Origin of the sequence: Fontibacter flavus, assembly GCF_042432905.1 — a bacterium.
GTDB lineage: Bacteria > Bacteroidota > Bacteroidia > Cytophagales > Cyclobacteriaceae > Fontibacter > Fontibacter flavus.
In genome coordinates this window covers 25,053-50,764 of record NZ_JBHLWI010000027.1, presented here as the reverse complement: position 1 = coordinate 50,764, position 25,712 = coordinate 25,053, and the positions used below count along the sequence as shown (strand labels likewise).

The window sequence follows — 25,712 nt, the reverse complement described above, 5'->3', positions numbered from 1 at the left end:
ATAAATCTGCTATTATTGCATGACTAAACTTTAAAGATGAAATATTTTCTTTCTATAATCATATTCATGAGTGCTATTTTTTGTAGTTCAGCTCAAAAAGCTTCACCAGATAATAAGGAGTTAAAATTGCTATTTGATCTATATGAGCAATCCCATGGTTATAGGATTTTGATCCATGACAAGGATATTGAGAAGATTAATTCAGTGACAGCATCAGATTTGGGGAGTGATTTTTTAGACAGATTGGTTGAGAATACCCCTTACGCTTACTTCCTGGTCGGGAATGCTTATGTCATCATCTATCCCAGCAGGCTTAGGGAACCCTTTCTGGAGGCCAATAAGAGAAAGCAGGAATTGGGGAAGGAACAAAGGAGTTTTGAAGTCAGCGGTATTATCCGTGACAATGAAGCCAGAACAGTCCTAGGATCGGCTTTATTTTCCATTCCGGAACTGGAATTGGGCGTTATGACCGATTACCAGGGAAGTTTCAGTGCCACTATACCATCAGGTACTTATGTGGCGTATTTCAGTGCTATGGGAAAGGCTACAGAGCAGCGGATCATCAGGGTATACCAGCCTTTGGCATTGGACATCACCTTATTTGAGTCTATCAATGAACTTGAACTGGTAACCGTGACAGACAGGGCTATTGATTACAATGTCAAAGGGACCACACTTGGGGTGAACAGGATGCCGATTGAGGAATTGAAAATGTTGCCGCCATTGTTAGGAGAGGTGGATGTGGTGAAAGGCATGCTTCTATTGCCAGGTGTGACTACCGTCGGGGAAGGAGCTTCCGGATTCAATGTCAGGGGAGGTGGTGTGGACCAAAACCTGATTCTGATGGATGGCGCACCTATTTTTAATCCTTCCCATATGTTTGGTTTCTTTTCCATTTTCAACCAGGATGCAGTGTCTGAAGCTGCCATATACAAAGGTGACCTTCCTGCCAAATATGGTGGAAGGTTAAGTTCTGTGTTGGATGTCAAAACAAAGGCGGGAGATACCCAAGAGTGGACAGGGACCGGAGGGATCGGATTTCTTTCCAGTAGACTGGGTTTCAATGGGCCAATCAGTAAACGTACACAAGTGATGGCCACTGGGCGATATGCCTATCCTAACTGGATCATGCACAGGATGCAGGACACCAAACTAAAAGAAAGCAGTACATATTTTTATGATGGAAACCTGAGAATGGACCATACAATCGATGAGTCCAATCAGCTTTCCCTAAGCCTCTATGGCAGCAGTGATTATTTCAGATTTGGAAGAGATACGGCCTATTCCTGGCAATCCCAAGCCGCTTCATTGAAATGGAGCAGTCTATGGGGAGACAAACTAGCCTCCGATATTTCTTTGATTTATTCATCTTATCAATATTCTGTAATTGGTGAAATTGAACCTTTGGGATTTTCATTGGATTCCAAAATCGGCTATCTCAGCTGGCACCATGAAATGGAGTGGATGGGTGATGTTTTAAAGGACCTGCAGTTTGGTTATCAGGTGAATCATTACGGCATGGGAATGGGGACTTTGAGGCCGGAAAACGAAAATTCATTGGTTGTACCCAAGCATATTCCGGATGATCAGGCCTTAGAACTTGGGGTCTATGCCCAAATTCCTTGGAAATGGGGAGAAAAACTGGAAGGTTTGGCAGGCTTGCGATATTCGGGATTTTTGGGTTTGGGAGCCAAGGATGTGTATCTCTATGATGCTGCTTTACCCAAAAGCCAAGACAATATCATTGATACACTTTCATATGGGTCAGGAGAGGTCTATCAGCAGTATTATGGTCTTGAGCCACGGTTCAGTTTGAGGTATAGCCTTGGCGAAAATTCTTCTATCAAGGCCTCTGTCAACAGAAGCTTTCAATATCTCCATCTACTGTCCAATAATTTTGCATCAGCACCTGTAGATGTTTGGAAATTATCGGACAGGTACGTCAGGCCACAGGAGAGTTGGCAATATGCCCTTGGTTTTTATAGAAATTTTGACCGGGACAGGATAGAGGCTTCTGTGGAGGGGTATTACAAAGATTTCAACTCATTGGTGGAATACAAGGATGGTGCAAGGCTATTTCTGAACCCTACCCTTGAATCAGATCTGGTGATGGGAACAGGCTATGCCTATGGAACTGAGTTTTTGTTGAAGAAAAAGACCGGAAAAATCAATGGATGGATTTCTTATACTTACAGCAGAACAATGAGACAGGTTCAGGGAGAGTTTGAACAGGAAATCATCAATCAAGGCCGTTATTTTCCTGCCAATTGGGATCAGCCCCATGACTTATCCATCCTGCTTAATTACAAGCCTAAGAAAAGGCTTTCATTTTCAGCAAACTTCAACTACCGAACAGGAAGGCCCATTACGTTGCCGAGCAGTATTTATGATATTAATGGCAGTATCGTCATAGATTATCAGGAGCGGAATCAGGCCCGGATTCCAGATTATCACCGATTGGACCTGAGCTTTACTTTTGAGGGCAATCAAAAGAAAAACAGCAATTATAAAAGCGATGTGACATTTGCCCTTTATAATGTGTATGCCAGAAAGAATCCTTTTTCATGGTTTTTTCAGCCAGATTTCAGCGGATCTGTACCGAGGTCATACCGATTGGCTGTGATCGGCACTGTGATCCCATCAGTCACCTATAATTTTACCTTCAAATGATCAGGAGAATCTCTTTTTATTTCATGATTTTGATTTTTTCAATTCAGACATCCTGCATTGATGAGATCACGATTGCTATTCCCGACTTTGAGCGGCAGTTGGTAATTGAAGGCTGGTATGGCAATCAGATAGGTCAAAATTATGTCAGGGTTTATTATTCGAGTCCATTCATATCAGGAATTCGGGCTCCCCAATACACGGCTGCTCCTGTGGATCAGGTGTATATAGAAGATGGGGAGGGTAGGCAGATTTCTTTCAAAAGAGTGCAGGACCATACCTATATCCCCAACGATTATTTCCCAGTGGAAACCGGTACCGGATACCGGTTAGTGGTGAGGTTGACGAACGGTGAAACCTATGAAAGTGGATACGAAGAGATGCCACCATTGGTGGAGGTCTCTGAGATAACAGCTTCAGCTTATGAAGCATTGGTCAGTATTTCCACAGAGGGCTCAAGTTTTACGCAATTGAGAACTTTCGCTTCAGTCAAGGCTACCATCACAGACCCTGGAGCAGGTGAATTGGGTTATTTTTTTAGAACTTCAGGTATTTCTGAGGATTATACATTTTCCATGAATGACAACTGTGGTTGTACCTGTTATTCTGCCTTTCCAAATGTTTTTAATAAAATGAATCTATTGGATAATGAGCCTTTTATCGGCAGGACATTCCAACAGACCATTGCCGATATTCCACTTTCCTCTTTGGGCAGATATTTTGTGGAGACGAATATGAGAACGATAAGCAAAGATAATCTGGCTTATTTGGAACAGGTAGACCTCCAACAAAAGAATACCGGGAGCATTTTTGACCCTGCCCCTTTTAGAATACGTGGAAACATTTCAAAGGCAGATGATCCAAGCGGATTGGTATTGGGGAATTTCTTTGTTTACCAGGAAAGCAGATTTGATGCATTATTGTCCAGAACCGACATCCGTCTGGCATCGGTGGACCTCCAGCATTATATTGAGCCTTTACAAGAAGTGACAATTGTATGTACCGAAGTTTTTCCAGATGCCTCCCCTGTTCCTCCAGCTCCATTTAGACGATGATCATGAAACATACACTCATTATTTCTCTGATTTCTTTTTGTTTGGGGATTTCTGAATTGAAGGCCTTTAAAACCAATTCTGGAGAAAATGTTCCTCTGGAGAATTTTCTGATCAGTACCAATCAGGATTTATTGTTGGCAGGGGACAGGCTTTGGTTTGCCATACAGTTGCTGAGCAATCATGATGATTATAAGTTCAGTAAGCTGGCCTACTTTGAAATTTATGGACCTGAAGGTAGCCTGGTTCACCAAGAAAAGCTGCTTTTGGATCAGGACCGTATGGCTTATGGTGATTTTATTTTACCTGAGGACGGATTGAGCGGTGTTTATACCCTCTATGCCTATACAAAATGGATGACAGGGTTTGACCATTTTCCTTTTGCCAAAAAACAGATCTTGGTACACAATCCAAAGGCGGTTCAGGCTGAATCATCCCCTAAGATATTTACTCATGTTCCGCCATTTGAAAAGGGAACCTTGATGTTATTTCATACAGGCGATAAGGCAGAGCCAATAGAGATACAGGACGAAACAGGCAAAAGTGTGGCCCTTTTTGAGGAAGTGCCGGGCATGTCTGTTTTTTACACCCAAGTGGAATTAAGCCAAAAGCTACAAGTGCTTTATCAAGGGCAGCAGGTATGGCTGGAGCCTTCTGAATTTTTGTTGGATCCAAAGGAGATGAAACTTCAGGCCGTTGGAAAGGAGGCCAGATGGGCCAAGGTGATCACTCATACTGATTGGCAAATATTGGATGAGCTGAAAATCGAAAATACTCAAGAGGAAATCAGTCTGAGCAAGGAACGCTATGAAGCTTATCCTCATTTTTTTATTACCGTACTCGACCGATCGGGAGAAGTGATATGGACCTATAGGTTTTCTAATCCATCTTCGCCTCAGGGAAATATCAGTAGCCCCAATTCTTTGGAGCTTGGTAAAGGCACCTCTATCAATCTATCAGGATTTGCCTCTGCGGTCAATGGTCTGCTCTGGGTCAAAATTCCAGAACCTCAGCAAGCGGAAAACCTGATTCAGATTCTTGAAGACCCTAATTGGTCGAATCTTGAAGATCCTTCTAGGAAATTCAATTTGGCTTATGCTATTTCATCAGGAGCCAAAAAAGAGATTGAGACAGAGTATGTGCCACTACTGGTTTACCGTCCTTGGTCTATTGTATTGGCTGAAAAATTTCCGGAATTGAAGCATCAGGAAAATTTTACTTTTCCTGTGGATCAACTTTTTTCTGAGCTTGAGGTCAACAGGAAAATCTATCATGAGCACTTTGATTTTGCGGATCAGGTCTCTGGTTTACAGTCACCATTTACCTCAGATATCACATACAGAATAGGGGATTATGTAGCGTTCAATGATCTGGAAAATTTTATAAAGGAAATTGTCGTTCAGGCAAGATTTAAGAAAATAAAGGGTTCCAAAGAGCAGGAAATCAGGATTCTGGACATTACCAATGAAAAGCATAACTTCAAAAAAAGACCTTTGATTTTGGTAGATTTCTATGAAATCAAAAGTTTGGACGAACTGTTCAGTATTCCTTTGAACAGTATAGACAGGGTAGAAGTCTTTTATGAACGCAATACCATTTACCAAACTAATTTAGGGGATCCCGTAGGAGATGGTTTATTGGCATTCTTCACCAAAAACAACGATTTTGCGCTCAAGAACAACATTGCCAAAGACCGCTATATTTTGAAAGATGTCAATGTGTCCCGCAAACTTCCTGACCAAATGGCCCCAGCTAGGTTTGACAGGCATCAGGTTCATTTGTCAAAACCTCAGTTTTTTGATCCAAAAATCAGGTTTTACAGAGGAAGGGCAAAGACAGCCATACCTTACTTGGATTATCCCGGATCATTGGTCTTGGATTTTTGGACTTTTGAAAAGGGAAATTACCAAAGGTTCCAAAAAAGTTTAAGGGTCAATTAATGCGCAATGCTATCCCAATTAGCATCAATTTTCTAATTCAGGATTGAGAGACAGTTCTGAATGTTGTCCTTGAACTTTAAACTCGAATGTTCCATGAAAAGGCAGTCCCTTTTCACTGATTCCCTGTACATCCACATGAACGGTGGTAGCCCCTTCACTTAAAGGGAATGATACCAATGCCCGGCCATAGTCATTTGTCCTGATGACTGGATTCCAGAAAATGGTAGAACGGTAATCCATCGCAATTGGGCTGTTGATATCCTGTTTGTCAGGTGGTATATAAAATTCCCTCGTAGGTGCATAGCCCTGAACCATGAAACCACGGGTACCTGCTACTTCAACAGATGACCAATCAAAATTGGGATTACCGTTTTTGGTCAGAATATTATAGGATGTACGTCCGGCAATATTCATTTGATTTGGTCTTCTTCCCAATAGGATGTCTACAAATTCAATATCGGAAACCCTCATGTTACTGACCATTTGATAATTTGCAAAATTTCCATCAATGAAATAATTGTTGTAAGGACTAAATGAAACTCCCCTTCTTGTCGCCCTAGCTGTTAAAAGCTCAAAGATGTTTAGGTAATTATAGGTCTCTTCAGGTATTCTCAGCCGGATATCAGGATTGTCATTGTAGCCAATTGTTCTTGGATCCTGTCTATATGCCCTTCTGCCCTTTACTACAAACTCCTCCAATTCGAATTCATTCATTAAAAAGGATTTGCGGATTATGTCATTGACCATTTTCACATCTTGGAGATAGGGGTCATTTTCCAAAAGATCTACCCAAACAATTTCCTCCAACTTTTCCCGCAGTGGAATTGACGGAATATCCAATTGGTGAATCTGTATTTTTCCTGATTTAATTTCTCTGGAGTTTTTATTTTTCCTCGATTTTAATTCAAATGACTGTACATAAACTCCAACAGAATCTGTAAAATCCATTCCTAGAAAAACGAACCTTCCATCATTATCCGTATGGCCTTCATGAATTTCAGGATAACCGTCTTTATCAATCAATAGAAGCCGTAGGTCTCTGGCACCTTTCCAAGAGTTGTCAGCTACTTCTCCAGCTATATTTAATCCTGTTTCGAACACATAAACGGGTTTCTCCCTGTTCAAAATTTCCAAATCAGGCAAAAAGCTTCTCCAGGATTGGGTCATTAATACATTGTCCAATTTTTTTGGGTCCTGAAGAAAAGTGGAATATTGAGCAGGTGTTTCTCCCGACAATTCAGATTTAAGATTTAAAAAAGATTCAATATTTACTGGATCTTTTGAAGGGATAACCTGCTTGGCATCAGTAATCGAAATGGAAAATTCTCCCTGAACAGGATTGCCAAAATCATCTACAATTGTTATTTCAAGATCAGCCTTTTCTTTGGGAAGATAGGTCATTTTTAAAGGGGAAATTCTTACATCAACTTCTTTTTTACCATTTATATATACCAACCGTTCTGCTACTGGCTCATCTTCATTTAGCACTAATTTGAAGACAGCTAAGCCTGGGCGTAATTCCTGATTCGAAATCTCGAGGAAGGTTGAATTCTCCTTGAATTCAAGTTCGATTTCTTCTTGGGCATACCCATTCTGGATGATGTGTAGTTTGGCTGAAGTATCATATTCCATTCCGACACGGAGGACCTCTATTTGAAGGCTGTCTTTTTTTGCAAATGGGTCGATTTTAAGGCTGTACCCATTGGAGGCAAAACTGGGAATTTGGAATGACTTTGAGGTACCTTGTTTGTTGATAGTTTGAACTTGGTATTTTTTATCCGGTAAAGGTGTAAATTCAAGACTTCCAAGGCCGGTTTGGTCTGTACTGAAACTCGTGACAGTATCACCCATTGCTGTAGAAATATACCCCTTGATCGGAATTCCGTTCCCATTGTTATCCAATGACCGAATGGCAAATTTTTGGTTGTACCCTGCCACAGCGATTCCCCCTTCCGGGTGAAGGGATATGCTGAAATCATTTTCATTGACTTGGCGCATTCCCTTTTTGCCAAATTCCGAAATGATAATATCTTTCTCGAAAATTGCCTGTCTGCCAAAATTTAAGGAATGGGAAGTATAGGCCCTTAACTGATAGATGCCGGGATTCAGGTCCCGGGGCAAAACAATATCTCCCTGACCTTTTCCTTCTTTTAATTTGATGATCATCCTAGAAGCATAGGGATTGACACTTGGTTTGATCAATTCTACATACAAAGGAACAGAAGGCGTGGGAGATTGCCTGAAATCTTCTTCTGGAGTGGAGACATAGGCCTTGAACCAAATGGTGTCACTTTGAAAATAGTAAGGCTTGTCTGTGTGGAGGAATATTTTTTCATAAGGGAAAGCTTTGTTGAAAGTATTGACGATTTCCCCATAATTATTTTGGGCTTGGGCTGAAAAAGCAATCATGATCAGTAGGAGAGCAATCCAAAAGAATTTTTTCATATGATACCTATTAAAATTTCAAACTATTGAATTGAATAAAGTGAAAAAACAAATTTTTATTTCCTCAAATTCAATTAACGGAAAACCATAAAGTAAGTTGGATATTATGAATGTGTGATCGGCAAATTATAAAATAAAAAGCCTGACGGGTATCTTTCCCATCAGGCTTTTAAAAAAAGGATTGTTTTTTATCACAGGTTTTTCATCGCATGATGCGCCGCTCTTGCCGCAAAGGCCATATAGGTCAAGGATGGGTTTTGGGTAGCGGTGGAAGTCATGCTTGCCCCATCGGTGACATACACATTTGGTACGGCATGCAATTGATGATTGGCGTTGAGCAAGGAAGTTTTTGGATCTCTGCCCATACGCACTCCACCCATTTCATGAATATCCAGACCTGGAGCACGGTGGTCATCTCGGGTTTGGATATTGGTAAAGCCTGCCTTTTCGAACATTTCTGTCATTTGCTCCAGATAATCCTTGATCATTTTCTCATCGTTGTCATCATAATCCACATTTACCCTGAGCAATGGCATTCCCCATTCATCTTTTTCGTTTGGATCCAAAGCGACATAATTACTTTCTTTCGGGATGGTTTCTCCCATCATGTGGGATCCCACTCTCCATGGTCCGTATTGATCAGGATTAAGTAAACTTTCTTTGAGGTCCATACCTATGCTGTTTTGATCGGAATAGCTTCCTCTACTTGCGGAGAAACCTGCAGCATAGCCTCGCAAGAAGTCCGTTTCTTGTTTGAAAACATTTCTAAACCTCGGGAAGTAACCGGAAGTCGGTCTACCTCCTTGGGTGGTATATTCCAGATGTCCGTGATATTCTGCAGAAACACCCGCTCTGTAATTATGGAATGCCACATATTTGCCCAGCAAGCCATTGTCATTGCCAAGGCCATTGGGGAAGCGGCTGGAAGTTGAATTCAAGAGGACCAGGTTGGTATTTAGGGCAGCTGCATTGACAAATATCACGTCGGCATAATATTCCTCCATTTCTTTGGTATGGGCATCTACCACCCGTACTCCAGTGGCCTTGCCTTTGGATTCGTCATAGATAATAGAATGGACCACAGCATCAGTACGCATGGTCATATTGCCGGTTTTTTCGGCCCATGGAAGCGTGGAGGAATTGGCAGAGAAATAGCCGCCAAAAGGACAGCCTCTCTGGCAGAGGTTTCTGCTTTGGCATTTTGCCCTCCCTTGCTGTGCATAGTAGTCAAAATTTCCGTTGATATGGGCACATCTCGCCAAAATCATGTGTCTGGAGTCTCCATAGTGTTGCTTCAGTTGGGTTTGGAAATACTTTTCCACCACATTCAAAGGATAGCCAGGTAGGAATTCTCCGTCCGGAAGGTGCGGCAGGCCATCTTTGTTTCCCGATACCCCTGCAAACTTTTCCACATGGCTATACCAAGGAGCCAGGTCTTTATATCTGATAGGCCAATCTACGGCAAAACCATCCCTTGCCGGACCTTCAAAATCAAAATCTGAAAGTCTTTGGACCTGTCTTGCCCAAAGTAGGGATTTACCTCCTACCTGATAGCCACGGATCCAGTCAAAGGGCTTTTCCTGCACATAAGGATGTTCCTTATCCTTGACAAAGAAATGAGCAGCATCTTCTCTGAAGGCATAGCAGCGGCTGACCACTGGGTTTTCTTTTTGCACCTCCAAAGGAATCTGTCCCCTATGTTCAAATTCATAGGGCAGCATATTGGTGGTGGGGTAGTCTTTGATGTGTTTGACATCACGCCCCCTTTCGATTACAAGAGTTTTGACCCCATGTTCACAAAGTTCTTTTGCCGCCCAGCTGCCGCTCAGTCCTGAGCCGATGACGATGGCCTGGAAAGTTCTTTCTTTAACTGCGTCTATATTCAGATTAGCCATTGATTTTGCCGGTTTTAAGGTCAGCAATCAGTACTTCTCCCTGATAATCCCCAGGGATCAGGGAATATGGTTTCACCTCTGTTTGGATGTATTCGGACATCATAAAGCCCTGAACGGTAAACCGCTTGGACATCCCCAGAAAGGTTTTGGTGTCTTTTTGATCTTCCGCTTCCGAGGCTAGGCCATCAAGGATCAATTTTTCTTTTTCGGAAGATGAAAGTTTAGAAAAGGCATTTCCTGCAGTCTTTTTGCTGAAGGCTTCAAAGCCCTGTAAGCCTTTCATGAATGCTTTTTGTCCATCATCATCTATGCAGTCATTGACCATCACGAGGATAAAGTCATGCACTTCAAGGTCAGCAGCTCCTTTCAAGTTTCCAGATGGGATGATGGTATCGGTAATCTCCGCTAAGAGTTGTTTTAAGGAGGGTGTTATGTCAAGGTTTTTGTAGGCACTGAGAATGTCTTCCTTTGAGAAATCGCAGGAAGGCACCAATACCAAGCCTCCTGTGATGAGGGCAAGATTCCTGAGGGCATCTCTTCTTTTCATGGTCTGGTTATTAGGGTTTTGGTTTGAAATGGCAAATAAGGTAAAACGTTTTAGTCAAATTTCATAAGGGATTGACAAGGATGGTTTTAAATTTTTGAGAAAATCATTTTTCAACTATTTTAGTTGATATAGATAAATGATTTGTGAAAATGGAATAATAGCCTTAGGTCTCATTTAAAAAAGGTTTTGTTGTTTTTTCATATCCTGAGTTATGTCTGTGAAATCTTTCATCAATGTCAGAGGTAAGACCAACATAGATGTATTTTCTTACAGTACTGGATATAGCGTAGACAAAAAACATATTTCAATATAACCAAAAAAGCCCCGTATTGCTACGAGGCTCTTAAGTACCAGGAGCGGGAATCGAACCCGCACGGCCTAATGGCCACAAGATTTTAAGTCTTGCGTGTCTACCAGTTCCACCATCCCGGCTTACTCTATCTCTAGAGTTTAGAAATTGACTTAAACAACAAAGCCCTTTTTTCAAGGGCCTTTTTGAGCGAGAGACGAGATTCGAACTCGCGACCCCAACCTTGGCAAGGTTGTGCTCTACCAACTGAGCTACTCTCGCTTTTGTCGTTATTTTTAGACTTTGACCATCTGTCTCCGTCATTTGTGTGTGCAAAGGTATATCAGTTTTCTAAAATTGCAAAAGCCAGATTGAAATTTTTTTTCACTACTTTTTTTAAATTTGATTCTCAAAACTGAGAATCAATTACTTATTCCACTTTGTATGAGTTTAAAATTTTCAGCATTTCAGCTGTGTTTTTGGCATTCAGCTTTTTCAGCATTCTTTTTCGGTGGGTAAAGACGGTATTGAGTGCAATATGTAAATGATCCGCTATCTCTTTTGATTTGTAACCCTGCTTGATCAATTTGGCAATTTCCAGCTCTTTTTTGGTGAGTCCAATTTCATTGGTTTTAGTGCCATCTTTTTTGAAATGCATCTTGGTGCCATCATCCTTGATATATGAAAAGTTCCAATCATAGTTACGTAAGGGCTCACTGTTGGTGATTTGAAAAGCGATATGTAAATCCAACACAAAATTGCCTTTGGGATCTATCAGATAGGGTTTTGCTTTGGTGAAAAACCATATCTCTTCCTTTGTATGCTTGTGTAACCACCGGAGGGTATATGAAAGTTCGAAGGTATTTTTTTCAGTTAAACTGGCATTGTTGAATGCTTCCAACACCAAATTATTGAAAATGACATGTTCCTGTGCATCGGCTGGATGCAAAGCAGAAACGACTCCTGCCATGCCGTTGGTTTTGAGAAATTCGGGAGAGTAACCCGTAATATCCTCTATGTTTTCTGTAAAGAAGGCCAAACTTAAATCCCGATAATCGAAACAGCCCAATACAATGCCTTCTTTCATGGCGAGGTTTTGGCTCATTCTTTTCAAATCCTCAATCAGTTCCTTTTCGCCTGGATAGGATACAAATTCCCTGTTTTTCCAATAAGTGAAATATTCTGAAATCTTCTGTTCTTTTCGAAGGTCTTTCAACAGGCGTTTATTCATATATCAAAGTTATTTGCTCGTCTGTCTTAAAAAAGCTTTATTGCAATCTAAAAAGAATGCGGGAATTATCCTTCAAGCTTCTTTTTTATTTCATTGAGTTTGATCAGTGCTTCAATCGGTGAAATGGTGTTGATATCTATTTTGGCGATCATTTCCTGTGTTTCTTTGAACTTGGGATCAAGATCAAAAAGGCTCAGCTGATAATTGTTTTTGGGCATTTCCTTCAGGCTTTCTTTGGAAGCATTCATTTCCTTGTCTTTTTCAAGGTGCCGCATGATTTCTGAAGCCCTTAATACTATCGGATTTGGCATACCGGCCATTTGGGCTACGTGGATTCCAAAACTGTGTTCGCTTCCCCCTTCTTTCAGTTTGCGCATGAAGATGACCTTATTACCCACCTCTTTCACCGAAACGTTGAAGTTTTTGATTTTTGGGAAATCATCCGCAAGCTGATTGAGTTCATGGTAATGGGTGGCAAAAAGGGTCTTTGCTCTAAATTTTGGGTGATTATGCAGAAATTCCACAATAGACCAAGCAATGGAAATCCCGTCATAAGTAGAGGTTCCCCTGCCGATTTCATCCATCAAGACTAAGCTTCTATCCGAGAGGTTGTTCAGGATACTGGCAGTTTCGGTCATTTCCACCATAAAGGTTGATTCACCTTTGGAGAGGTTATCCGAAGCGCCCACACGGGTGAAGACCTTATCTATAATACCGATACGGGCATAAGAGGCAGGGACGAAACAGCCCATTTGGGCCATCAGAACAATAAGCGCTGTCTGTCTCAACAATGCTGATTTACCGGCCATATTGGGCCCGGTGATGATGATGATCTGTTGGTTGTCGTTGTCAAGATAAATATCGTTGGGCACGTATTCTTCTCCTACCGGCAACTGCTTTTCAATCACCGGATGTCTGCCGTCCTTGATTTCGAGGGTGTCTGTATCTGAAATTTTGGGCTTGCAATATTGATTGGCTTTGGCTACTCCGGCAAAGGAAAGCAGGCAGTCCACTGTTGCTAATATCCTTGCATTCTGTTGGATATGTGTCACATATTCGGAAGCGTCTTGGACGAGGGCTAGGAAGTATTTTTGTTCTATTCCTATCATACGCTCTTCTGCATTCAGGATTTTTTCCTCATACTCTTTGAGTTCAGGCGTGATATACCGTTCTGCATTGACGAGGGTCTGTTTCCTGATCCATTCCTCCGGCACTTTATCCTTATGGGCGTTGGTTACTTCCAAATAGTAGCCAAATACCTTGTTAAAGGCTACTTTTAGAGAAGAAATGCCGGTTCTCTGGGTTTCTCTCTGCTGTAAGGCGACCAGGTAGTCTTTTCCACTGTTAGCCAGACCGCGGTACTCATCCAGCTCAGCATCAACACCATCTTTGATGATATTGCCCTGATGGACAAGCATGGGCGCATCTTCCTGAAGTTCCTTTTCAATTTTCTCCAAAAGAAATTCACATGGATTGATCTGATCCGAAAGTTTTTTCAAAGAATCACTCTGAGAAGACTTCATCAATTCCTTGATCGGCAAGGTACTTTTAAGTGCTTTTTTCAGCTGGTTCATCTCCCTTGGATTGATTCTGCCTACAGCTACCTTCGAAATGAGTCTTTCCAGATCACCGATATGCTTCAGGTGAGAAAGAATAGTTTCTCCCAAATCACTATCATCATAAAGATACTCGACTACTTTGAGCCGCTCCTCGATCGGCTCTCTTTCTTTTAAAGGAAGCACCATCCATTTTTTGAGCATTCTTGAACCCATAGGAGTGACCGTATGGTCTAGGATATTGATAAGAGGGATACCTCCATCCTGTTGGGGATAGACGAGTTCGAGGTTTCGGATGGTAAATTTATCCAGCCATACATATTTTTCCTCTGCTATTCTGGAAATGGAGGCGATATGTTTGACTTCTTTATGTTCTGTTTCTTCCAGGTAATATAAGATCGCACCAGCCGCGATGATGCCATGCTCAAGGGTTTCGATACCAAATCCTTTTAGGTTTGCGGTAGCAAAGTGATGGGTGAGTTTTTCGTAAGTATAGTCATATTGGTACACCCAATCTTCACAATGGAAAGTGGTGTACTGGTCTTTAAGGATTTCCTGTGCTCTGGATCGGGCTGTCTTTGAATAGATGACTTCTGAAGGGTTGAAGCTTTGCAACAACTTTTCAATATATCCCTGACTGCCTTCAGCAGCCATAAATTCACCCGTGGAGAGATCGAGAAAGGCTATCCCCAAAATATCTTTTCCGAAATAGATGGAAGCAAGGTAGTTGTTTCTCCTTTTGTCCAGGACATTGTCATTGAAGGAAAGGCCTGGCGTGACCAGTTCTGTCACTCCTCGTTTTACAATACCCTTTACTTCCTTGGGGTCTTCCAATTGGTCACAGATGGCAACTCGGTTTCCTGCTCTTACCAATTTGGGCAGGTAGCTGTCCAGTGAATGATGGGGAAATCCGGCCAGTTCTATATGGGATGCTGCACCATTTGCTCTTTTGGTGAGCACGATATCCAGGACTTTGCTGGCCTTAATGGCGTCTTCACCAAAAGTCTCATAAAAATCCCCCACCCTGAAGAGCAACAATGCTCCAGGGTGCTTTGCCTTAATGGCATTATATTGTTTCATCAAGGGGGTTTCTTTGACTTCCTTATCCTTCACTTTGGCCATAATGTCCCTGAATTAAATCTTTGTGCTAATTTTGAAAATTATTGAAAGCTTGAAATTAAAATATATCAAAGGCGAATCAAAACCGCATGAAAAAATTAAGTATGGAAGAACTCAACCGGAAGTCGGTGGAAGAGTTTAAGGAAGCTAAAAAATCACCTTTGGTCATCGTGTTGGACAATGTCAGGAGCCTCAATAATGTGGGCTCTGCTTTCCGAACTTCGGATGCTTTTTTGGTAGAGAAAATCTGTCTTTGCGGTATTACGGGATGTCCTCCGCATAGGGAAATACAAAAGACTGCGCTTGGGGCCACCGAATCTGTTGCTTGGGAGTACTTTCCCAGTACTTCGGATGCCTTGAAGGCACTCAAATCCCAAGGCTATACTATTTGTGCTTTTGAGCAGGTGGACAAAAGTGTGAAGTTGGATGAATTTCAACCGGATGTGTATGGGAAATACGCATTGGTATTTGGAAATGAAGTTTTTGGGGTTGAGCCGGAAGCGATTCAGGAGAGTGATGTGGTTATAGAAATACCCCAATTGGGAACCAAGCATTCTTTGAACATTTCTGTTACCATGGGGATTGCTATCTGGGATTTTTCAGTAAAAATGGGAGTTTTGAAAAAAAATCATCAATCATAGAAAATTGACAAATGCCAATAGATAGAATAAAAAAAAGAGACTTAATAGTCTCTCTTTTCATTTTGGATTTATTGGTATTTGCATTTAATCCTCTTTGAATTTATCCACAATATAAAGGAAGAGATTAAAGGATAAAGTAGACATTCCCTCTTTCTTGGTGTCTTTTTCTCCTCCCTGTTTGTAAATAGGGTTATCTTTTTTTACCTGATTGTTGTTGATAGGGGTTGGGTTATTTTTTACAGTGGTGGTGTTCCTAAAATAATTTTCATTCTTCATTTCCATTGCTGCAGATTCCGGACTTTCGAATTGTCCCATGGTATCTGTGTTTTTAGGCATATCGTTTCTGTCACGCTCACCTTGTGCAAAGGAAGTAAAATTCAAAAAAAGACAGAAACCTACACTTAGCGTAAGAATCTTGGCAACTTCGGAAGAAATATTGTTCGTCAGTGTCATTTTTGAAAGAGGTTTGAGTAGTTTTAACTACCGATTGGCAGTTAGGTCTGTAAAAATAATAAAATTAATTTTCAATGCAAACGATTGACTTTAGTGATTTTCAAAGAATAGACATTCGTATTGGGACAATTATCAAGGCAGAGAATTTTGAAAAGGCCCGAAAACCTGCCTATAAACTTTGGGTGGATTTGGGAGAATTGGGCATAAAGAAGTCTTCTGCACAGATTACGCATCTTTATATGCCTGAAGAGTTGATTGGCAAGCAGGTGATTTGTGTTTGTAATTTTGAACCAAAACAAATAGCAGATTTTATGTCTGAGGTTCTGGTGACTGGTTTTAGTGATAAAATGGGTAATATAGTATTAGCTTCTACTGATAAACCGGTGCCGAATGGGGTCAGGTTACATTGAAACGGGAACGGTAATCTTGAGGCCTTCCTCTGTTAGTTCTGTTTTGTACAAAGTGAGGTCAGGGCATTGTGCATTGCTCACCTGTCCTGTTTTGAGGTTGAACCTGTATTCGTGTAAAGGACATACAATTTCCTGAATGCCGTTGAGGAAACCACGGCTTAGGTCGGCTTTTCTATGAGGGCAGTGAGATTCAAAAGCAAAATAGTCTTCCCCGTCCCTGCTTACGCAGATTCTTGCTTCTCCCAATTTGACGGTTTTGATTTGTTTTTCAGGAATCAGCCTTTGTACCTCTTCTTTTGTCCGTCCGAGTATAAAGGTTTTCATTAGCATAGTTATTGTTGTAAATTAGCCATATAAACCTAAAAAAATCGAAACATGAAAAAAATATTCTTACTGCCTTTGCTGTTTTTGACTGGTTTACTGTACGCACAGCAAATAGAAGGGGCTTGGAAAATGACCCATCAAAATGGTCAACCTGTGACAGATAAAGAATATGTCAAACTGTATCAGGATGGATACTTTGCTTTTGGAGCCAAAGAGATAGGAACCAATAAATTTATCGGTGCCGGAGGGGGAGAGTTTACGCTGGAAGGCAACAAGTATGCAGAAACCTTGGATTTCTTTACGTTGAATCCAGAATACGTAGGCAATACCACTACTTTTAATCTGGATATGGCTGATAACAAAATAGTGATTTCTGCCGAAATTAATGGTCAGACATTAGTGGAAATTTGGGAGAAAATAGGGGAAAGAAAAGATGCCCTAACTGCCAACTGGGTATTTACCGGAAGGAAATCTGATGGGGAACTGAGCCGAAGCACGCCAGGAGCCCGAAGAACAGTGAAAATTTTAACAGGAGGCCGTTTCCAATGGATAGCTTTCAATTCCGAGACTAAACAGTTTATGGGTACAGGTGGGGGAACCTATTCGGCTGAAAACGGCAAATATGTAGAAAGTATTGAGTTTTTTTCCAGGGATGATTCCAGGGTCGGAGCCAGTTTGGGCTTTGATTTTGAAGTGATTGACAGAGAATGGCATCACAGCGGGATGAGCTCTACCGGGAATCCGATTTATGAAATATGGAGCAGGTATAAGGATGCTTATAAGCCGGTGAAATAATGAATTATTATTAATTTCAAATAACCAATTTCCAATAACAAAGCCCAAAAATTCAAAGTCCAAGCTTCGAATTCGAATCTCCGAACTTTAATATTAAATATTTTAAAAGAACCAATGATCTGTTAAAGGGTTGTTGGTTTTTTTGTTGGTTTTGTGAAGGGGTTTTAGGTCTTGAAAGGTTTAATGTAAAAAGCCTGATTTTTTAAATTTAGATATTTGACAGAATAAACAGGGGATAGATATTTTCTATTGAAAATAAAACTCTATAGTGACTCAGGTCTCATAACGTCTATGGGATTCTGCCGTAATTTGTATTATCAAAACAAATAAAAAACCATAAAATTAACATATCATGAACGAACAAGAAATAATCACAATGCCAAGAATTGGGGATCAGGCTCCCGATTTCAAAGCGATGACAACAACAGGACCAATGCAGTTTTTAGAATACATAAAGGGAAGTTGGACCATTTTATTCTCTCACCCAGCTGACTTTACTCCAGTTTGTACCACAGAGATGAGCGGTTTTGCTTTGGATCAAAAATTCTTCGATGATCACGGTACTAAATTGGTAGGACTAAGCATTGACTCTATCCACTCCCATATCGCTTGGGTGAACAACGTCAAGAAAAATACAGGGGTGTTGTTCGAATTCCCTATTGTGGCTGATATTGACATGAAAGTGTCTAAACTATACGGCATGTTACAACCAGGAGAAAGTGAAACAGCAGCCGTAAGGGCGGTGTTTTTCATCGATCCTAACGGTAAAATCAGATTGATCATGTACTATCCTTTGAATGTGGGTAGAAATATGGATGAGATCAAGAGGGTATTGATTGCGTTGCAGACTGCCGATAAGTACAAAGTGGCCATGCCTCTGAACTGGACTCCTGGAGAGAAAGTGATTGTACCGCCACCAAAAACTGTTGCCGAAATGCAGGAGAGAGAAGCCAGTGACTACGAAATGGTTGATTTCTATTTAGCTAAAAAAGATCTTTAAAAAGATCAAAAAGTGAGAATGGGGCAAGTTTGACTTGTCCCATTTTTTATTTCAGAAGCGCTATTTGATTTCTGCTTACTTTCACTTTTCCCTGTTGTTCCAGCTTTTTGAGCAATCTTCCAATGACTTCCCTACTGGAGTTGAGTTCCAAGGCTATTTGGCTTTGAGTTTCATTGATGATACGTGATTTGTTGGCTTTTGCAGTCTTATTGAGGTATTCAATCAACCGTTGGTCCATCTGTCTAAATGCCACAGCATCGACTACTTTGAGCAATTCCTCAAATCTGTCTTGATAACTGTCCATGACAAAATAGTACCAGGATTTATATTTTGGCATCCATTCATCCAGTTTGCTGATATTGAGGACTATCGCTGTAGTATCTTCTACAGGTATGGCCTTGATTTTTGAATACCCTTCTCTGGCAGAGCAGATCAAAGTGATCGCACAGGCTTCTCCAGGATGTAAGTAGTATAAAAATATTTCGTGGTCATCTTCATCTTCCCGAAAGACTTTTACGATACCATTGACAATGAGTGGAATCTGTTCCACTTTTTGTCCTATATCCATGATCAGTTCATCTGCGGGAAATAAAATGAGTTCACCCTCATTTTTTATTTCTTCGACCAATGCTGATTCAAAATCCGGGAAATGTTCTTTTAGGTAATTTCCGATTTCCCCTTTGGCTCCCATCATAGCGTTTTCATTGTTAAAAAGGTGATGTAGGTCACGTTTTCTTAATACGTAATGCGTAATTTTAACTAATTAAATCTAAATTAAAGTTCCAGACTCCAAGAAAAATGGTTAAAAATCCAGTTCAATGGCTTTTTCTTACCGGTTTGACGCTGATGCTGTTTTACAAGATAATAGTCAAATTACCTTTTTTGCCTGAATATATTCTGGATTTTCATACACCCAAAATACTAAAAATTATTGCAGGCATAATCTTTATTGTGACTGCTTTTCTTCTTTATCGAAAAACTTCTAAAGAAGAGTACTTATGAATTGGGATGTAGAAACCCTGTCGCGGATCCAATTCGCATTCACCATCATGTTCCATTATATCTTCCCACCCTTTAGCATAGGGATGGGACTGCTTTTGGTCATATTTGAATCTCTTTATCTCATCACTAAAAAAGAGATCTATGAGAAAATCACCAGGTTTTGGATCAAGATTTTTGCAGCCAATTTTGCTGTGGGGGTCGCTTCAGGAATTGTGATGGAATTTGAATTTGGCACCAATTGGTCCACATACTCTAGGTTTGTCGGAGATGTTTTCGGCTCTCCATTGGCAGCTGAAGGGATCTTTGCCTTCTTTTTGGAGTCCGGCTTTTTGGCCATTTTGCTCTTTGGTTGGAATAGGGTAAAACCGGGCATGCACCTTTTTGCAACAATTATGGTGGCAGTTGGCTCAATTCTTTCTGGTTTTTGGATAGTAGTGGCCAATAGCTGGCAACAGACGCCTGTGGCTTATGAGATAGTGGAGGATTTCGGAATCCGAAGGGCGGTCATTACAGATTTTTGGGAGATGGTATTCAACCCTTCGGCTATGGTGAGATTCTCCCATGTCATTGTAGGAGCCTTTATCCAAGGGGCATTTTTGGTGATGAGTGTCGCGGCTTATTACCTGTTGAAAAAGAAGCATCTTGAGTTTGCGAAGATTTCCTTCTCCATTGCACTGGTCGTAGCTGCACTGGGTTCACTGGCCCAACCACTAATAGGACATACACATGCCAAAGTAGTGGAGGCGTACCAATCGGCCAAATTAGCGGCATTTGAAGGTCTTTACGAAACCCAAACAAATGCCCCCTTGTACCTGTTTGGTTGGACTGATCCGGAAACAAGGCAAACCACCGGTATTGCTATCCCGGGTATGTTGAGTTTTTTAGTCCATGGAGATACACTAGGAGAAGTTAAAGGATTGGAAGAATGGCCCAAGGAGGATTGGCCCCCTGTCAATGGCGTCTTTCAAAGCTACCATTTGATGGTTGCTTTGGGTATGCTCTTTATAGGTTTGACCCTTTTTACCTTGTTCATGCTGTGGAAGGGTAAATTGTTCCAAACCACCTGGCTTTTGAAACTGTATTTGCCGGCAGTGGCTTTGCCTGTGATCGCCAACCAACTGGGATGGGTATCTGCTGAGAGAGGCCGGCAGCCATGGATTGTGCAGGGACTCTTGAGGACAAGTGAAGGGGTCTCGAAGTCCATTACCACAGAGGAAGTGGCAATTTCTCTCGTCATGTTTATGATTGTATATACCCTTTTGTTCTTCGTTTGGCTTTATGTTTTGGATAGGGAAATCAAGCATGGTCCTGAAAGTGTACAAGCATACGAAGCAGGATTCAAAAAAAGAGCTGATAAAATGGACATTATTAAACCGCATTGATATGGATTACAATATTATTTGGTATGTTTTGGTAGGTATCCTATTGATTGGATACGCCATTTTGGATGGGTTTGATTTGGGAGTGGGTATAGTCCATTTATTTTCAAAAGGTGATTACAACCGGAGAATTCTTATGAATGCCATAGGCCCTGTATGGGACGGTAATGAAGTGTGGCTGATTACTGCGGGTGGTGCTTTATTTGCAGCTTTTCCCAATGTATATGCCACTGCATTTTCCGGATTCTATCTGCCTTTTATGATGTTATTGATCGCATTGATATTCAGGGCAGTTTCGATTGAATTCAGAAGCAAGGAGAAGAGTACCGCTTGGAGAAGTTTCTGGGACAAGGGATTTTCTTTTGGATCCATCTTGGCAGCTTTCTTATTTGGTGTTGCCATTGGCAATGTGGTCATGGGTTTTGCTATTGGCTCAGACATGGAATTTCAGGGTAATGTATTTGATTTGTTGAAACCTTATGCCCTATTAGCGGGTGTATTTGCGGTCAGTATGTTTGCCTTGCATGGCTCTATTTACCTTAATATGAAAACTGAAGGAGATCTTCAACTCCAGGTACAAAAATGGATCAAAGTGGCTTATTGGGTATTTGTACCCCTTTATCTGGGTTTTTCGGGACTTACCTTATACCTTAAACCTGAGATGATTGCCAATTTTTCATTTGGGTTGATAGACCTTCCTGGGAATAAGCATGCCTTGGTTGAAGAGCACGAAACATTGATATCGGTTTTTGCCTGGACTGTTGTCCTGCTGAATATCCTTGCTATAGCAAATATTCCAAGAACCTTGCACAAGGGAAATTATGGATGGACTTTCATTTCTTCCGCAAGCATGATTGCTGCGGTGGTGATGCTATTTGCATTGGGCATATTTCCAAATATGATGATATCCAATCTTGATCCAGTCTTCAACCTGGATATTTATAATGCTGCATCTTCCCAGTATACGCTCAGGACAATGGCCATTTTGGCGGCATTTGGACTTCCTTTTGTGGTTTCCTATACTACGATTATCTACTGGACTTATAAAGGAAAAGTGAAAATCGATGAAATGAGCTATTAACAGGAATGAACTATAGGCTCAAACCCAAATTTCGTACCTCTTCATATCGCCAACATTCTACCATATGGTCATTGACCAGGCCGGTAGCCTGCATATGGGCGTACAGCGTCGTGCTGCCTAAAAATTTAAAGCCCTTTTTCTTAAGGTCTTTGGCCAAACGGTCTGAAATAGCTGTGGTGGCTGGAATCTCGGAAAGTGACTTCCATTCATTCTGAACAGGTTTGCCGTCAACGAAATCCCAGATGTAATGGCTAAAACTGCCAGAAGAGGCCTGGATTTCCATAAATCTTCTGGCATTGTTGATGGCGGCCCTTATTTTCAGTTCGTTGCGGATAATACCTGCATTCTGAAGTAATTCCTGCACATACCCTTCCGGCATGTCTGCGACAATTCGGTAATCAAAGTCAGCAAAAGCCTGGCGATAACCCTCTCTCTTTTTGAGTATGGTGGACCAGCTCAACCCTGCTTGTGCACTTTCCAGTACCAAAAACTCAAATTGCTTTTGATCATCAAAAACAGGTACCCCCCATTCTTCGTCATGGTAATGCATGTATTCTTTGAACCCCATGCACCATGGGCAGCGGAATTTGTCATGAACTTGGGTTTCAGAAGATGTGGCCATGGAGTCTGATGCAAAAGTCTGATTTTGGGTATTTTTGATTTTATTTTACCGTTTCCAACAAGGTTCTGAAGGCTACGAATTTTTCACCAAATTTTTCTTTCACATCATGCTGTAACTTATGTGCAAAGGTTCTTTGATATTCCATGATTTTTTCCATGTCCTCAGCAAAGTATTGGACAGAATAATTCACAGTTCCGTCTTCGGCATCATGAAGGATTTTGTAGAACCTGTTTTCAACAAACATGCCGGTGTTCAGTACATCCGGAATATGTGTTTCTTTCATCCAGATGACCCATTCTTCTTCAGCATCCTTTTCTATATTGACCGTTACATTGTACAATAGCATAAGACTTCGATTTATATTTAGTAATGTTGCATTCAATTTGCCAACAAATATACGGGTATGTTGTTAAACAATCTGTGATTGGAGCAGATTCCCCAATTTATGTGGTAATTCCTTTACTCCATTGGATTAAAATCAACGATAAATCTGTGAAAACCATAATTCAAGAAATTCAGGAGAATAAATCTTCCCTCTTCAAATTTATCATAACAGTTCTTTACTTGGTGGGTATCATAGGAATGGCGATTCCAAGCGTAAGGCCTTATTTTCAGTTTTTGACGCCTTTTCATCTGTTGACAGGCTTGGGAGTTATGTTGTTGTTCCATCATGATTGGAACAAAGACTTTATCATATTTGCCATTTTAGCATTTATCATTGGATATGGTTCAGAAGTTACGGGGGTACATACAGGCTTTCCTTTTGGAAACTACAGCTATGGCCCTGTGCTGGGGATAAAGTTTTTTGAAGTTCCTTTGATGATAGGAGTCAACTGGCTGATTTTGGTTTACTTGACCGGGCATCTGTTTCAAAAAAACGTTTCCAATGATTTATTAGCTTCTTTATTTGGTGCATTGGTGATGGTCGGGGTTGATTTTTTAATTGAACCTGTAGCGGTTGCCCTGGATTTTTGGACTTGGGAAGGTGGCATTATTCCTTTATCCAACTATTTGGGGTGGTTGGGAACAGCCTTTATCATACAGATGATTTACCGAAAAATGCAATTTCAAAAAGACAACAAGTTATCACTCCATTTATTGATCAATATGGTGGCATTTTTTGCCATTTTGAATTTAATTCTATAAAATCATCTCTTGTTAGTAAAACAATCTAGTCTTTAAAGAGTTAGCCATATGATGTATGCAGTGTTATTTATAATTGTAGGATTTGTGGTGATGGAAATATCGGGATGGTTTATCCACAAATATATCATGCATGGGCCCTTGTGGAATATCCATAAGACCCATCATCAGCCCTCCAAACATTTCTTCGAGCTCAACGATCTGTTTTCATTGTTGTTCGGAAGTATCGCTGTACTGCTGATATTTTTGGGGGTGGATACATTGGATTACAGATTTTGGATGGGAGTGGGCATCAGTTTTTATGGCATGCTCTATTTCTTTATCCATGATGTATTGGTTCACAGAAGGCTGAAGTGGTTTGAAAGACCTAAAAACGGAATTCTGTTAGGCATATTTAGGGCCCATCAGGCCCATCATGCCACCAATAAAAAAAATGATGCAGTGTCGTTTGGCCTGTTTGTTGTACCTAGGAAATTCTTTAAAAAACAAACATAGTGAGTACGTATTCTATCAAAGATCTAGAGCAGCTGTCGGGCATTAAAGCCCATACCCTGAGAATATGGGAACAGCGGTATAGTCTGCTGTCACCAAAGCGGACAGATACCAACATACGGTACTATGATGATGAGGACCTTAAACTGATATTGAATGTTGCCCTTCTCAATGACAATGGTATCAAAATCAGTAAAATTGCCAGCATGTCCAGTGAGGAGATGCGCGAGCAAGTAGTCAAAATGACTGAAAAAAGCCTGACCCATGATGATCAGATCCATGCTTTGACGATCTGTATGATCGAAATGGATGAGGAAAGGTTTGATAAGGTCTTGTCCACCAATATTCTCAAGATTGGTTTTGAACAGACCATGATGAATATCATTTATCCCTTCATGTCCAAAATAGGAGTTTTGTGGCAAACGGGTGCGATCAATCCGGCTCAGGAGCATTTTATCAGCAATCTGGTTAGACAAAAGCTCATTGTGGCGATAGATGGACAGATGTATAGAGGAGGCGGAAAGAAATTTCTGTTATACTTGCCGGCAGGTGAGTTGCATGAGATTTCCCTGCTTTTTGCAGCCTTCCTGATCAAAGCAAAAGGACATAGGGTGATCTATTTGGGTCAGAATACCCCCAATGATGATCTTCTTGAAGTGTATAAGCTGCACAAACCAGAATATCTGATGACGATTATTACGACTTCTCCAGGCCCTGAAGAAGTTCAGAATTACATCAATTCTTTGTCAAGAAGATTCAACAATTCCCAGATCATCGTTTCCGGTTATCAAATTGTAGGTCAGGACCTTGAATTCCCCTCCAATGTAAAAGCCATGCATTACATCAGACAAATCAAAGATTATCTGGAGGAAATCAGTCCTGTGCTTCAAGAAAAATAGTTTTACGATTCATATTAAAAATTAAACAAGGTGGGAATTTGAATTCTCACCTTTTTTTGTGCCAAAAAACCTTCTTTTCAGCTTTATTAGGAGATATTTGAGGTAAATTGGATATGGAATCTTAATTTTGTTTAAGAAAATGAAAAAATAATTAGACAGAATGCTTGCTATTTGTTTAATGATTACTACATTTGATTAAACAAAAAAGAAAACGCCATGACAACTCTAGAATTTAGTTACTCTTTGAATAAGCTTTCAAGTTCTTTGAAGCCTTTTGCTCTTAAGTTGACCAGAGACATGGATGATGCCAATGACCTATTACAAGATACGATGGTCAAGGCATTCACCAATCGGGAGAAATTTACCGAAGGTACTAATCTGAAGGCGTGGTTATATACAATTATGAAAAACACCTTCATTACCAATTATCAGAGAATGGTAAGAAGAGGTACTTTTGTAGACACTACTGATAACCTTCACTATCTGAATTCAGGGGATGTGTTGGTTGAAAATGGCGCCTACGGTGATTTTGCCATGGAGGACATTCAGGTTGCAATAGCAAATCTTGAAGATGTTTACAAAACACCTTTCATGATGCACTTCAGGGGTTTTAAATACCATGAAATCGCTGATAAATTGAATATTCCAATAGGAACTGTAAAAAATAGGATACATATTGCTAGGAAGCTTTTGAAGGATGATCTGCACATGTACCAACATAAAAACTAAT

Annotated in this window: 24 protein-coding genes and 2 tRNA genes; 13 read left to right on the top strand and 13 right to left on the bottom strand. The window is 40.7% G+C overall.

From position 1 onward, the window contains the following. Positions 1-66 precede the first annotated feature (66 nt). Genes ACFFIP_RS09490 through ACFFIP_RS09480 form a run of 3 tightly spaced genes read left to right on the top strand, consistent with a single transcriptional unit; the run spans position 67 to position 5,659 of the window. Positions 67-2,670: a TonB-dependent receptor gene (locus tag ACFFIP_RS09490; RefSeq protein WP_382387370.1), complete on the top strand. Its 2,604-nt coding sequence runs from the start codon at positions 67-69 to the stop codon at positions 2,668-2,670. Continuing rightward, complete coding sequence (locus ACFFIP_RS09485; RefSeq protein WP_382387369.1) at positions 2,667-3,722, top strand: DUF4249 domain-containing protein; 1,056 nt, start codon at positions 2,667-2,669, stop codon at positions 3,720-3,722. The genes ACFFIP_RS09490 and ACFFIP_RS09485 overlap by 4 nt, the downstream gene beginning before the upstream one ends. Before the next feature lie 2 nt (positions 3,723-3,724). Further along, positions 3,725-5,659: a hypothetical protein gene (locus ACFFIP_RS09480; RefSeq protein ID WP_382387368.1), complete on the top strand. Its 1,935-nt coding sequence runs from the start codon at positions 3,725-3,727 to the stop codon at positions 5,657-5,659. Positions 5,660-5,683: 24 nt separating this feature from the next. Here the strand turns inward: ACFFIP_RS09480 and ACFFIP_RS09475 are convergent, their stop codons facing one another. From ACFFIP_RS09475 to mutS, 8 genes are all read right to left on the bottom strand, one after another. Continuing rightward, the gene (locus tag ACFFIP_RS09475; RefSeq protein WP_382387367.1) at positions 5,684-8,104 is read right to left on the bottom strand and encodes a hypothetical protein; all 2,421 of its coding nucleotides are present in this window, start codon (positions 8,102-8,104) and stop codon (positions 5,684-5,686) included. 191 nt (positions 8,105-8,295) lie between these two features. Beyond that, positions 8,296-9,999: a GMC oxidoreductase gene (locus ACFFIP_RS09470; protein ID WP_382387366.1), complete on the bottom strand. Its 1,704-nt coding sequence runs from the start codon at positions 9,997-9,999 to the stop codon at positions 8,296-8,298. After that, entirely contained in the window at positions 9,992-10,546 is a 555-nt protein-coding gene (locus ACFFIP_RS09465; RefSeq protein ID WP_382387365.1) for a gluconate 2-dehydrogenase subunit 3 family protein, read from the bottom strand. Before ACFFIP_RS09465 ends, ACFFIP_RS09470 begins: the two co-directional genes overlap by 8 nt. A 163-nt stretch (positions 10,547-10,709) precedes the next feature. Then, positions 10,710-10,847, bottom strand: coding sequence for a GIY-YIG nuclease family protein (locus ACFFIP_RS09460; RefSeq protein ID WP_382387364.1), 138 nt, complete (start codon positions 10,845-10,847; stop codon positions 10,710-10,712). A 47-nt stretch (positions 10,848-10,894) separates the two neighbouring features. Continuing rightward, positions 10,895-10,978, bottom strand: a tRNA-Leu gene (locus tag ACFFIP_RS09455). Between the two features lie 66 nt (positions 10,979-11,044). Beyond that, positions 11,045-11,117: transfer RNA gene (locus ACFFIP_RS09450), tRNA-Gly, on the bottom strand. Between the two features lie 148 nt (positions 11,118-11,265). Continuing rightward, positions 11,266-12,066, bottom strand: a complete 801-nt coding sequence (locus tag ACFFIP_RS09445; RefSeq protein WP_382387363.1) for a LuxR C-terminal-related transcriptional regulator — start codon at positions 12,064-12,066, stop codon at positions 11,266-11,268. 65 nt (positions 12,067-12,131) lie between these two features. Beyond that, entirely contained in the window at positions 12,132-14,744 is a 2,613-nt protein-coding gene (mutS, locus tag ACFFIP_RS09440; RefSeq protein WP_382387362.1) for a DNA mismatch repair protein MutS, read from the bottom strand. A gap of 86 nt (positions 14,745-14,830) precedes the next feature. On the opposite strand from mutS, the gene ACFFIP_RS09435 reads away from it, so the two are divergent. Beyond that, the gene (locus ACFFIP_RS09435; RefSeq protein ID WP_382387361.1) at positions 14,831-15,382 is read left to right on the top strand and encodes an RNA methyltransferase; all 552 of its coding nucleotides are present in this window, start codon (positions 14,831-14,833) and stop codon (positions 15,380-15,382) included. An 84-nt stretch (positions 15,383-15,466) separates the two neighbouring features. Here ACFFIP_RS09435 and ACFFIP_RS09430 read toward each other — a convergent pair whose 3' ends face one another. Beyond that, entirely contained in the window at positions 15,467-15,835 is a 369-nt protein-coding gene (locus tag ACFFIP_RS09430; protein ID WP_382387360.1) for a hypothetical protein, read from the bottom strand. Between the two features lie 74 nt (positions 15,836-15,909). Between ACFFIP_RS09430 and ACFFIP_RS09425 the strand changes: the two genes are divergently transcribed. Beyond that, complete coding sequence (locus tag ACFFIP_RS09425) at positions 15,910-16,245, top strand: tRNA-binding protein (protein WP_382387359.1); 336 nt, start codon at positions 15,910-15,912, stop codon at positions 16,243-16,245. On the opposite strand, the gene ACFFIP_RS09420 is transcribed toward ACFFIP_RS09425, so the two are convergent. Next, positions 16,237-16,569 (bottom strand): Rieske (2Fe-2S) protein, encoded by a 333-nt coding sequence (locus ACFFIP_RS09420; protein ID WP_382387358.1) that lies wholly within the window; start codon positions 16,567-16,569, stop codon positions 16,237-16,239. The two genes, ACFFIP_RS09425 and ACFFIP_RS09420, sit on opposite strands and share 9 nt — an antisense overlap. Before the next feature lie 51 nt (positions 16,570-16,620). Here ACFFIP_RS09420 and ACFFIP_RS09415 point away from each other — a divergent pair, with 51 nt between their 5' ends. Next, positions 16,621-17,364 carry a hypothetical protein gene (locus ACFFIP_RS09415; RefSeq protein WP_382387357.1) on the top strand — a complete coding sequence of 248 codons (744 nt, stop codon included), beginning with the start codon at positions 16,621-16,623 and terminating at the stop codon, positions 17,362-17,364. Positions 17,365-17,716: 352 nt separating this feature from the next. Next, on the top strand, positions 17,717-18,364 hold the full coding sequence (locus ACFFIP_RS09410; RefSeq protein ID WP_382387356.1) for a peroxiredoxin: 648 nt from the start codon (positions 17,717-17,719) through the stop codon (positions 18,362-18,364). 46 nt (positions 18,365-18,410) lie between these two features. Here the strand turns inward: ACFFIP_RS09410 and ACFFIP_RS09405 are convergent, their stop codons facing one another. Next, on the bottom strand, positions 18,411-19,058 hold the full coding sequence (locus ACFFIP_RS09405; RefSeq protein WP_382387355.1) for a Crp/Fnr family transcriptional regulator: 648 nt from the start codon (positions 19,056-19,058) through the stop codon (positions 18,411-18,413). 304 nt (positions 19,059-19,362) lie between these two features. Between ACFFIP_RS09405 and ACFFIP_RS09400 the strand changes: the two genes are divergently transcribed. Then, the gene (locus ACFFIP_RS09400; RefSeq protein WP_382387354.1) at positions 19,363-20,748 is read left to right on the top strand and encodes a cytochrome ubiquinol oxidase subunit I; all 1,386 of its coding nucleotides are present in this window, start codon (positions 19,363-19,365) and stop codon (positions 20,746-20,748) included. Between the two features lies 1 nt (position 20,749). Then, positions 20,750-21,826, top strand: coding sequence for a cytochrome d ubiquinol oxidase subunit II (gene cydB / locus ACFFIP_RS09395; protein WP_382387353.1), 1,077 nt, complete (start codon positions 20,750-20,752; stop codon positions 21,824-21,826). Between the two features lie 10 nt (positions 21,827-21,836). On the opposite strand, the gene ACFFIP_RS09390 is transcribed toward cydB, so the two are convergent. Together ACFFIP_RS09390 and ACFFIP_RS09385 are read right to left on the bottom strand one after the other, a co-directional pair. After that, positions 21,837-22,448 carry a DNA-3-methyladenine glycosylase I gene (locus ACFFIP_RS09390; protein ID WP_382387352.1) on the bottom strand — a complete coding sequence of 204 codons (612 nt, stop codon included), beginning with the start codon at positions 22,446-22,448 and terminating at the stop codon, positions 21,837-21,839. A gap of 40 nt (positions 22,449-22,488) precedes the next feature. Continuing rightward, a complete protein-coding gene (locus tag ACFFIP_RS09385) occupies positions 22,489-22,794 on the bottom strand; it encodes a DUF4286 family protein (protein ID WP_382387351.1) in 306 nt (101 codons plus the stop codon). A gap of 146 nt (positions 22,795-22,940) precedes the next feature. Between ACFFIP_RS09385 and ACFFIP_RS09380 the strand changes: the two genes are divergently transcribed. The 4 genes from ACFFIP_RS09380 to ACFFIP_RS09365 all read left to right on the top strand — a co-directional run bounded on the left by ACFFIP_RS09380 (position 22,941) and on the right by ACFFIP_RS09365 (position 25,711). Continuing rightward, positions 22,941-23,594, top strand: a complete 654-nt coding sequence (locus tag ACFFIP_RS09380) for a carotenoid biosynthesis protein (protein WP_382387350.1) — start codon at positions 22,941-22,943, stop codon at positions 23,592-23,594. Between the two features lie 48 nt (positions 23,595-23,642). Then, the gene (locus tag ACFFIP_RS09375) at positions 23,643-24,086 is read left to right on the top strand and encodes a sterol desaturase family protein (protein WP_382387349.1); all 444 of its coding nucleotides are present in this window, start codon (positions 23,643-23,645) and stop codon (positions 24,084-24,086) included. Continuing rightward, complete coding sequence (locus tag ACFFIP_RS09370) at positions 24,086-24,982, top strand: MerR family transcriptional regulator (protein WP_382387348.1); 897 nt, start codon at positions 24,086-24,088, stop codon at positions 24,980-24,982. Before ACFFIP_RS09375 ends, ACFFIP_RS09370 begins: the two co-directional genes overlap by 1 nt. Positions 24,983-25,198: 216 nt before the next feature. After that, positions 25,199-25,711 carry an RNA polymerase sigma factor gene (locus tag ACFFIP_RS09365; RefSeq protein WP_382387347.1) on the top strand — a complete coding sequence of 171 codons (513 nt, stop codon included), beginning with the start codon at positions 25,199-25,201 and terminating at the stop codon, positions 25,709-25,711. The last annotated feature ends 1 nt before the right edge of the window (position 25,712 follow it).

Bases quoted from the DNA above. Each gene is read 5' to 3' on its own strand.
- ACFFIP_RS09465 (WP_382387365.1), bottom strand. From the start codon at position 10,546: ATGAAAAGAAGAGATGCCCTCAGGAATCTTGCCCTCATCACAGGAGGC.
- ACFFIP_RS09400 (WP_382387354.1), top strand. From the start codon at position 19,363: ATGAATTGGGATGTAGAAACCCTGTCGCGGATCCAATTCGCATTCACC.
- ACFFIP_RS09475 (WP_382387367.1), bottom strand. From the start codon at position 8,104: ATGAAAAAATTCTTTTGGATTGCTCTCCTACTGATCATGATTGCTTTT.
- ACFFIP_RS09435 (WP_382387361.1), top strand. From the start codon at position 14,831: ATGAAAAAATTAAGTATGGAAGAACTCAACCGGAAGTCGGTGGAAGAG.
- ACFFIP_RS09480 (WP_382387368.1), top strand. From the start codon at position 3,725: ATGAAACATACACTCATTATTTCTCTGATTTCTTTTTGTTTGGGGATT.
- ACFFIP_RS09415 (WP_382387357.1), top strand. From the start codon at position 16,621: ATGAAAAAAATATTCTTACTGCCTTTGCTGTTTTTGACTGGTTTACTG.
- cydB (WP_382387353.1), top strand. From the start codon at position 20,750: ATGGATTACAATATTATTTGGTATGTTTTGGTAGGTATCCTATTGATT.
- ACFFIP_RS09460 (WP_382387364.1), bottom strand. From the start codon at position 10,847: ATGTTTTTTGTCTACGCTATATCCAGTACTGTAAGAAAATACATCTAT.
- ACFFIP_RS09420 (WP_382387358.1), bottom strand. From the start codon at position 16,569: ATGAAAACCTTTATACTCGGACGGACAAAAGAAGAGGTACAAAGGCTG.
- ACFFIP_RS09410 (WP_382387356.1), top strand. From the start codon at position 17,717: ATGAACGAACAAGAAATAATCACAATGCCAAGAATTGGGGATCAGGCT.
- ACFFIP_RS09485 (WP_382387369.1), top strand. From the start codon at position 2,667: ATGATCAGGAGAATCTCTTTTTATTTCATGATTTTGATTTTTTCAATT.
- ACFFIP_RS09445 (WP_382387363.1), bottom strand. From the start codon at position 12,066: ATGAATAAACGCCTGTTGAAAGACCTTCGAAAAGAACAGAAGATTTCA.
- ACFFIP_RS09430 (WP_382387360.1), bottom strand. From the start codon at position 15,835: ATGACACTGACGAACAATATTTCTTCCGAAGTTGCCAAGATTCTTACG.
- ACFFIP_RS09385 (WP_382387351.1), bottom strand. From the start codon at position 22,794: ATGCTATTGTACAATGTAACGGTCAATATAGAAAAGGATGCTGAAGAA.
- ACFFIP_RS09405 (WP_382387355.1), bottom strand. From the start codon at position 19,058: ATGATGGGAGCCAAAGGGGAAATCGGAAATTACCTAAAAGAACATTTC.
- ACFFIP_RS09390 (WP_382387352.1), bottom strand. From the start codon at position 22,448: ATGGCCACATCTTCTGAAACCCAAGTTCATGACAAATTCCGCTGCCCA.
- ACFFIP_RS09470 (WP_382387366.1), bottom strand. From the start codon at position 9,999: ATGGCTAATCTGAATATAGACGCAGTTAAAGAAAGAACTTTCCAGGCC.
- ACFFIP_RS09375 (WP_382387349.1), top strand. From the start codon at position 23,643: ATGATGTATGCAGTGTTATTTATAATTGTAGGATTTGTGGTGATGGAA.
- ACFFIP_RS09425 (WP_382387359.1), top strand. From the start codon at position 15,910: ATGCAAACGATTGACTTTAGTGATTTTCAAAGAATAGACATTCGTATT.
- ACFFIP_RS09490 (WP_382387370.1), top strand. From the start codon at position 67: ATGAGTGCTATTTTTTGTAGTTCAGCTCAAAAAGCTTCACCAGATAAT.
- ACFFIP_RS09365 (WP_382387347.1), top strand. From the start codon at position 25,199: ATGACAACTCTAGAATTTAGTTACTCTTTGAATAAGCTTTCAAGTTCT.
- mutS (WP_382387362.1), bottom strand. From the start codon at position 14,744: ATGGCCAAAGTGAAGGATAAGGAAGTCAAAGAAACCCCCTTGATGAAA.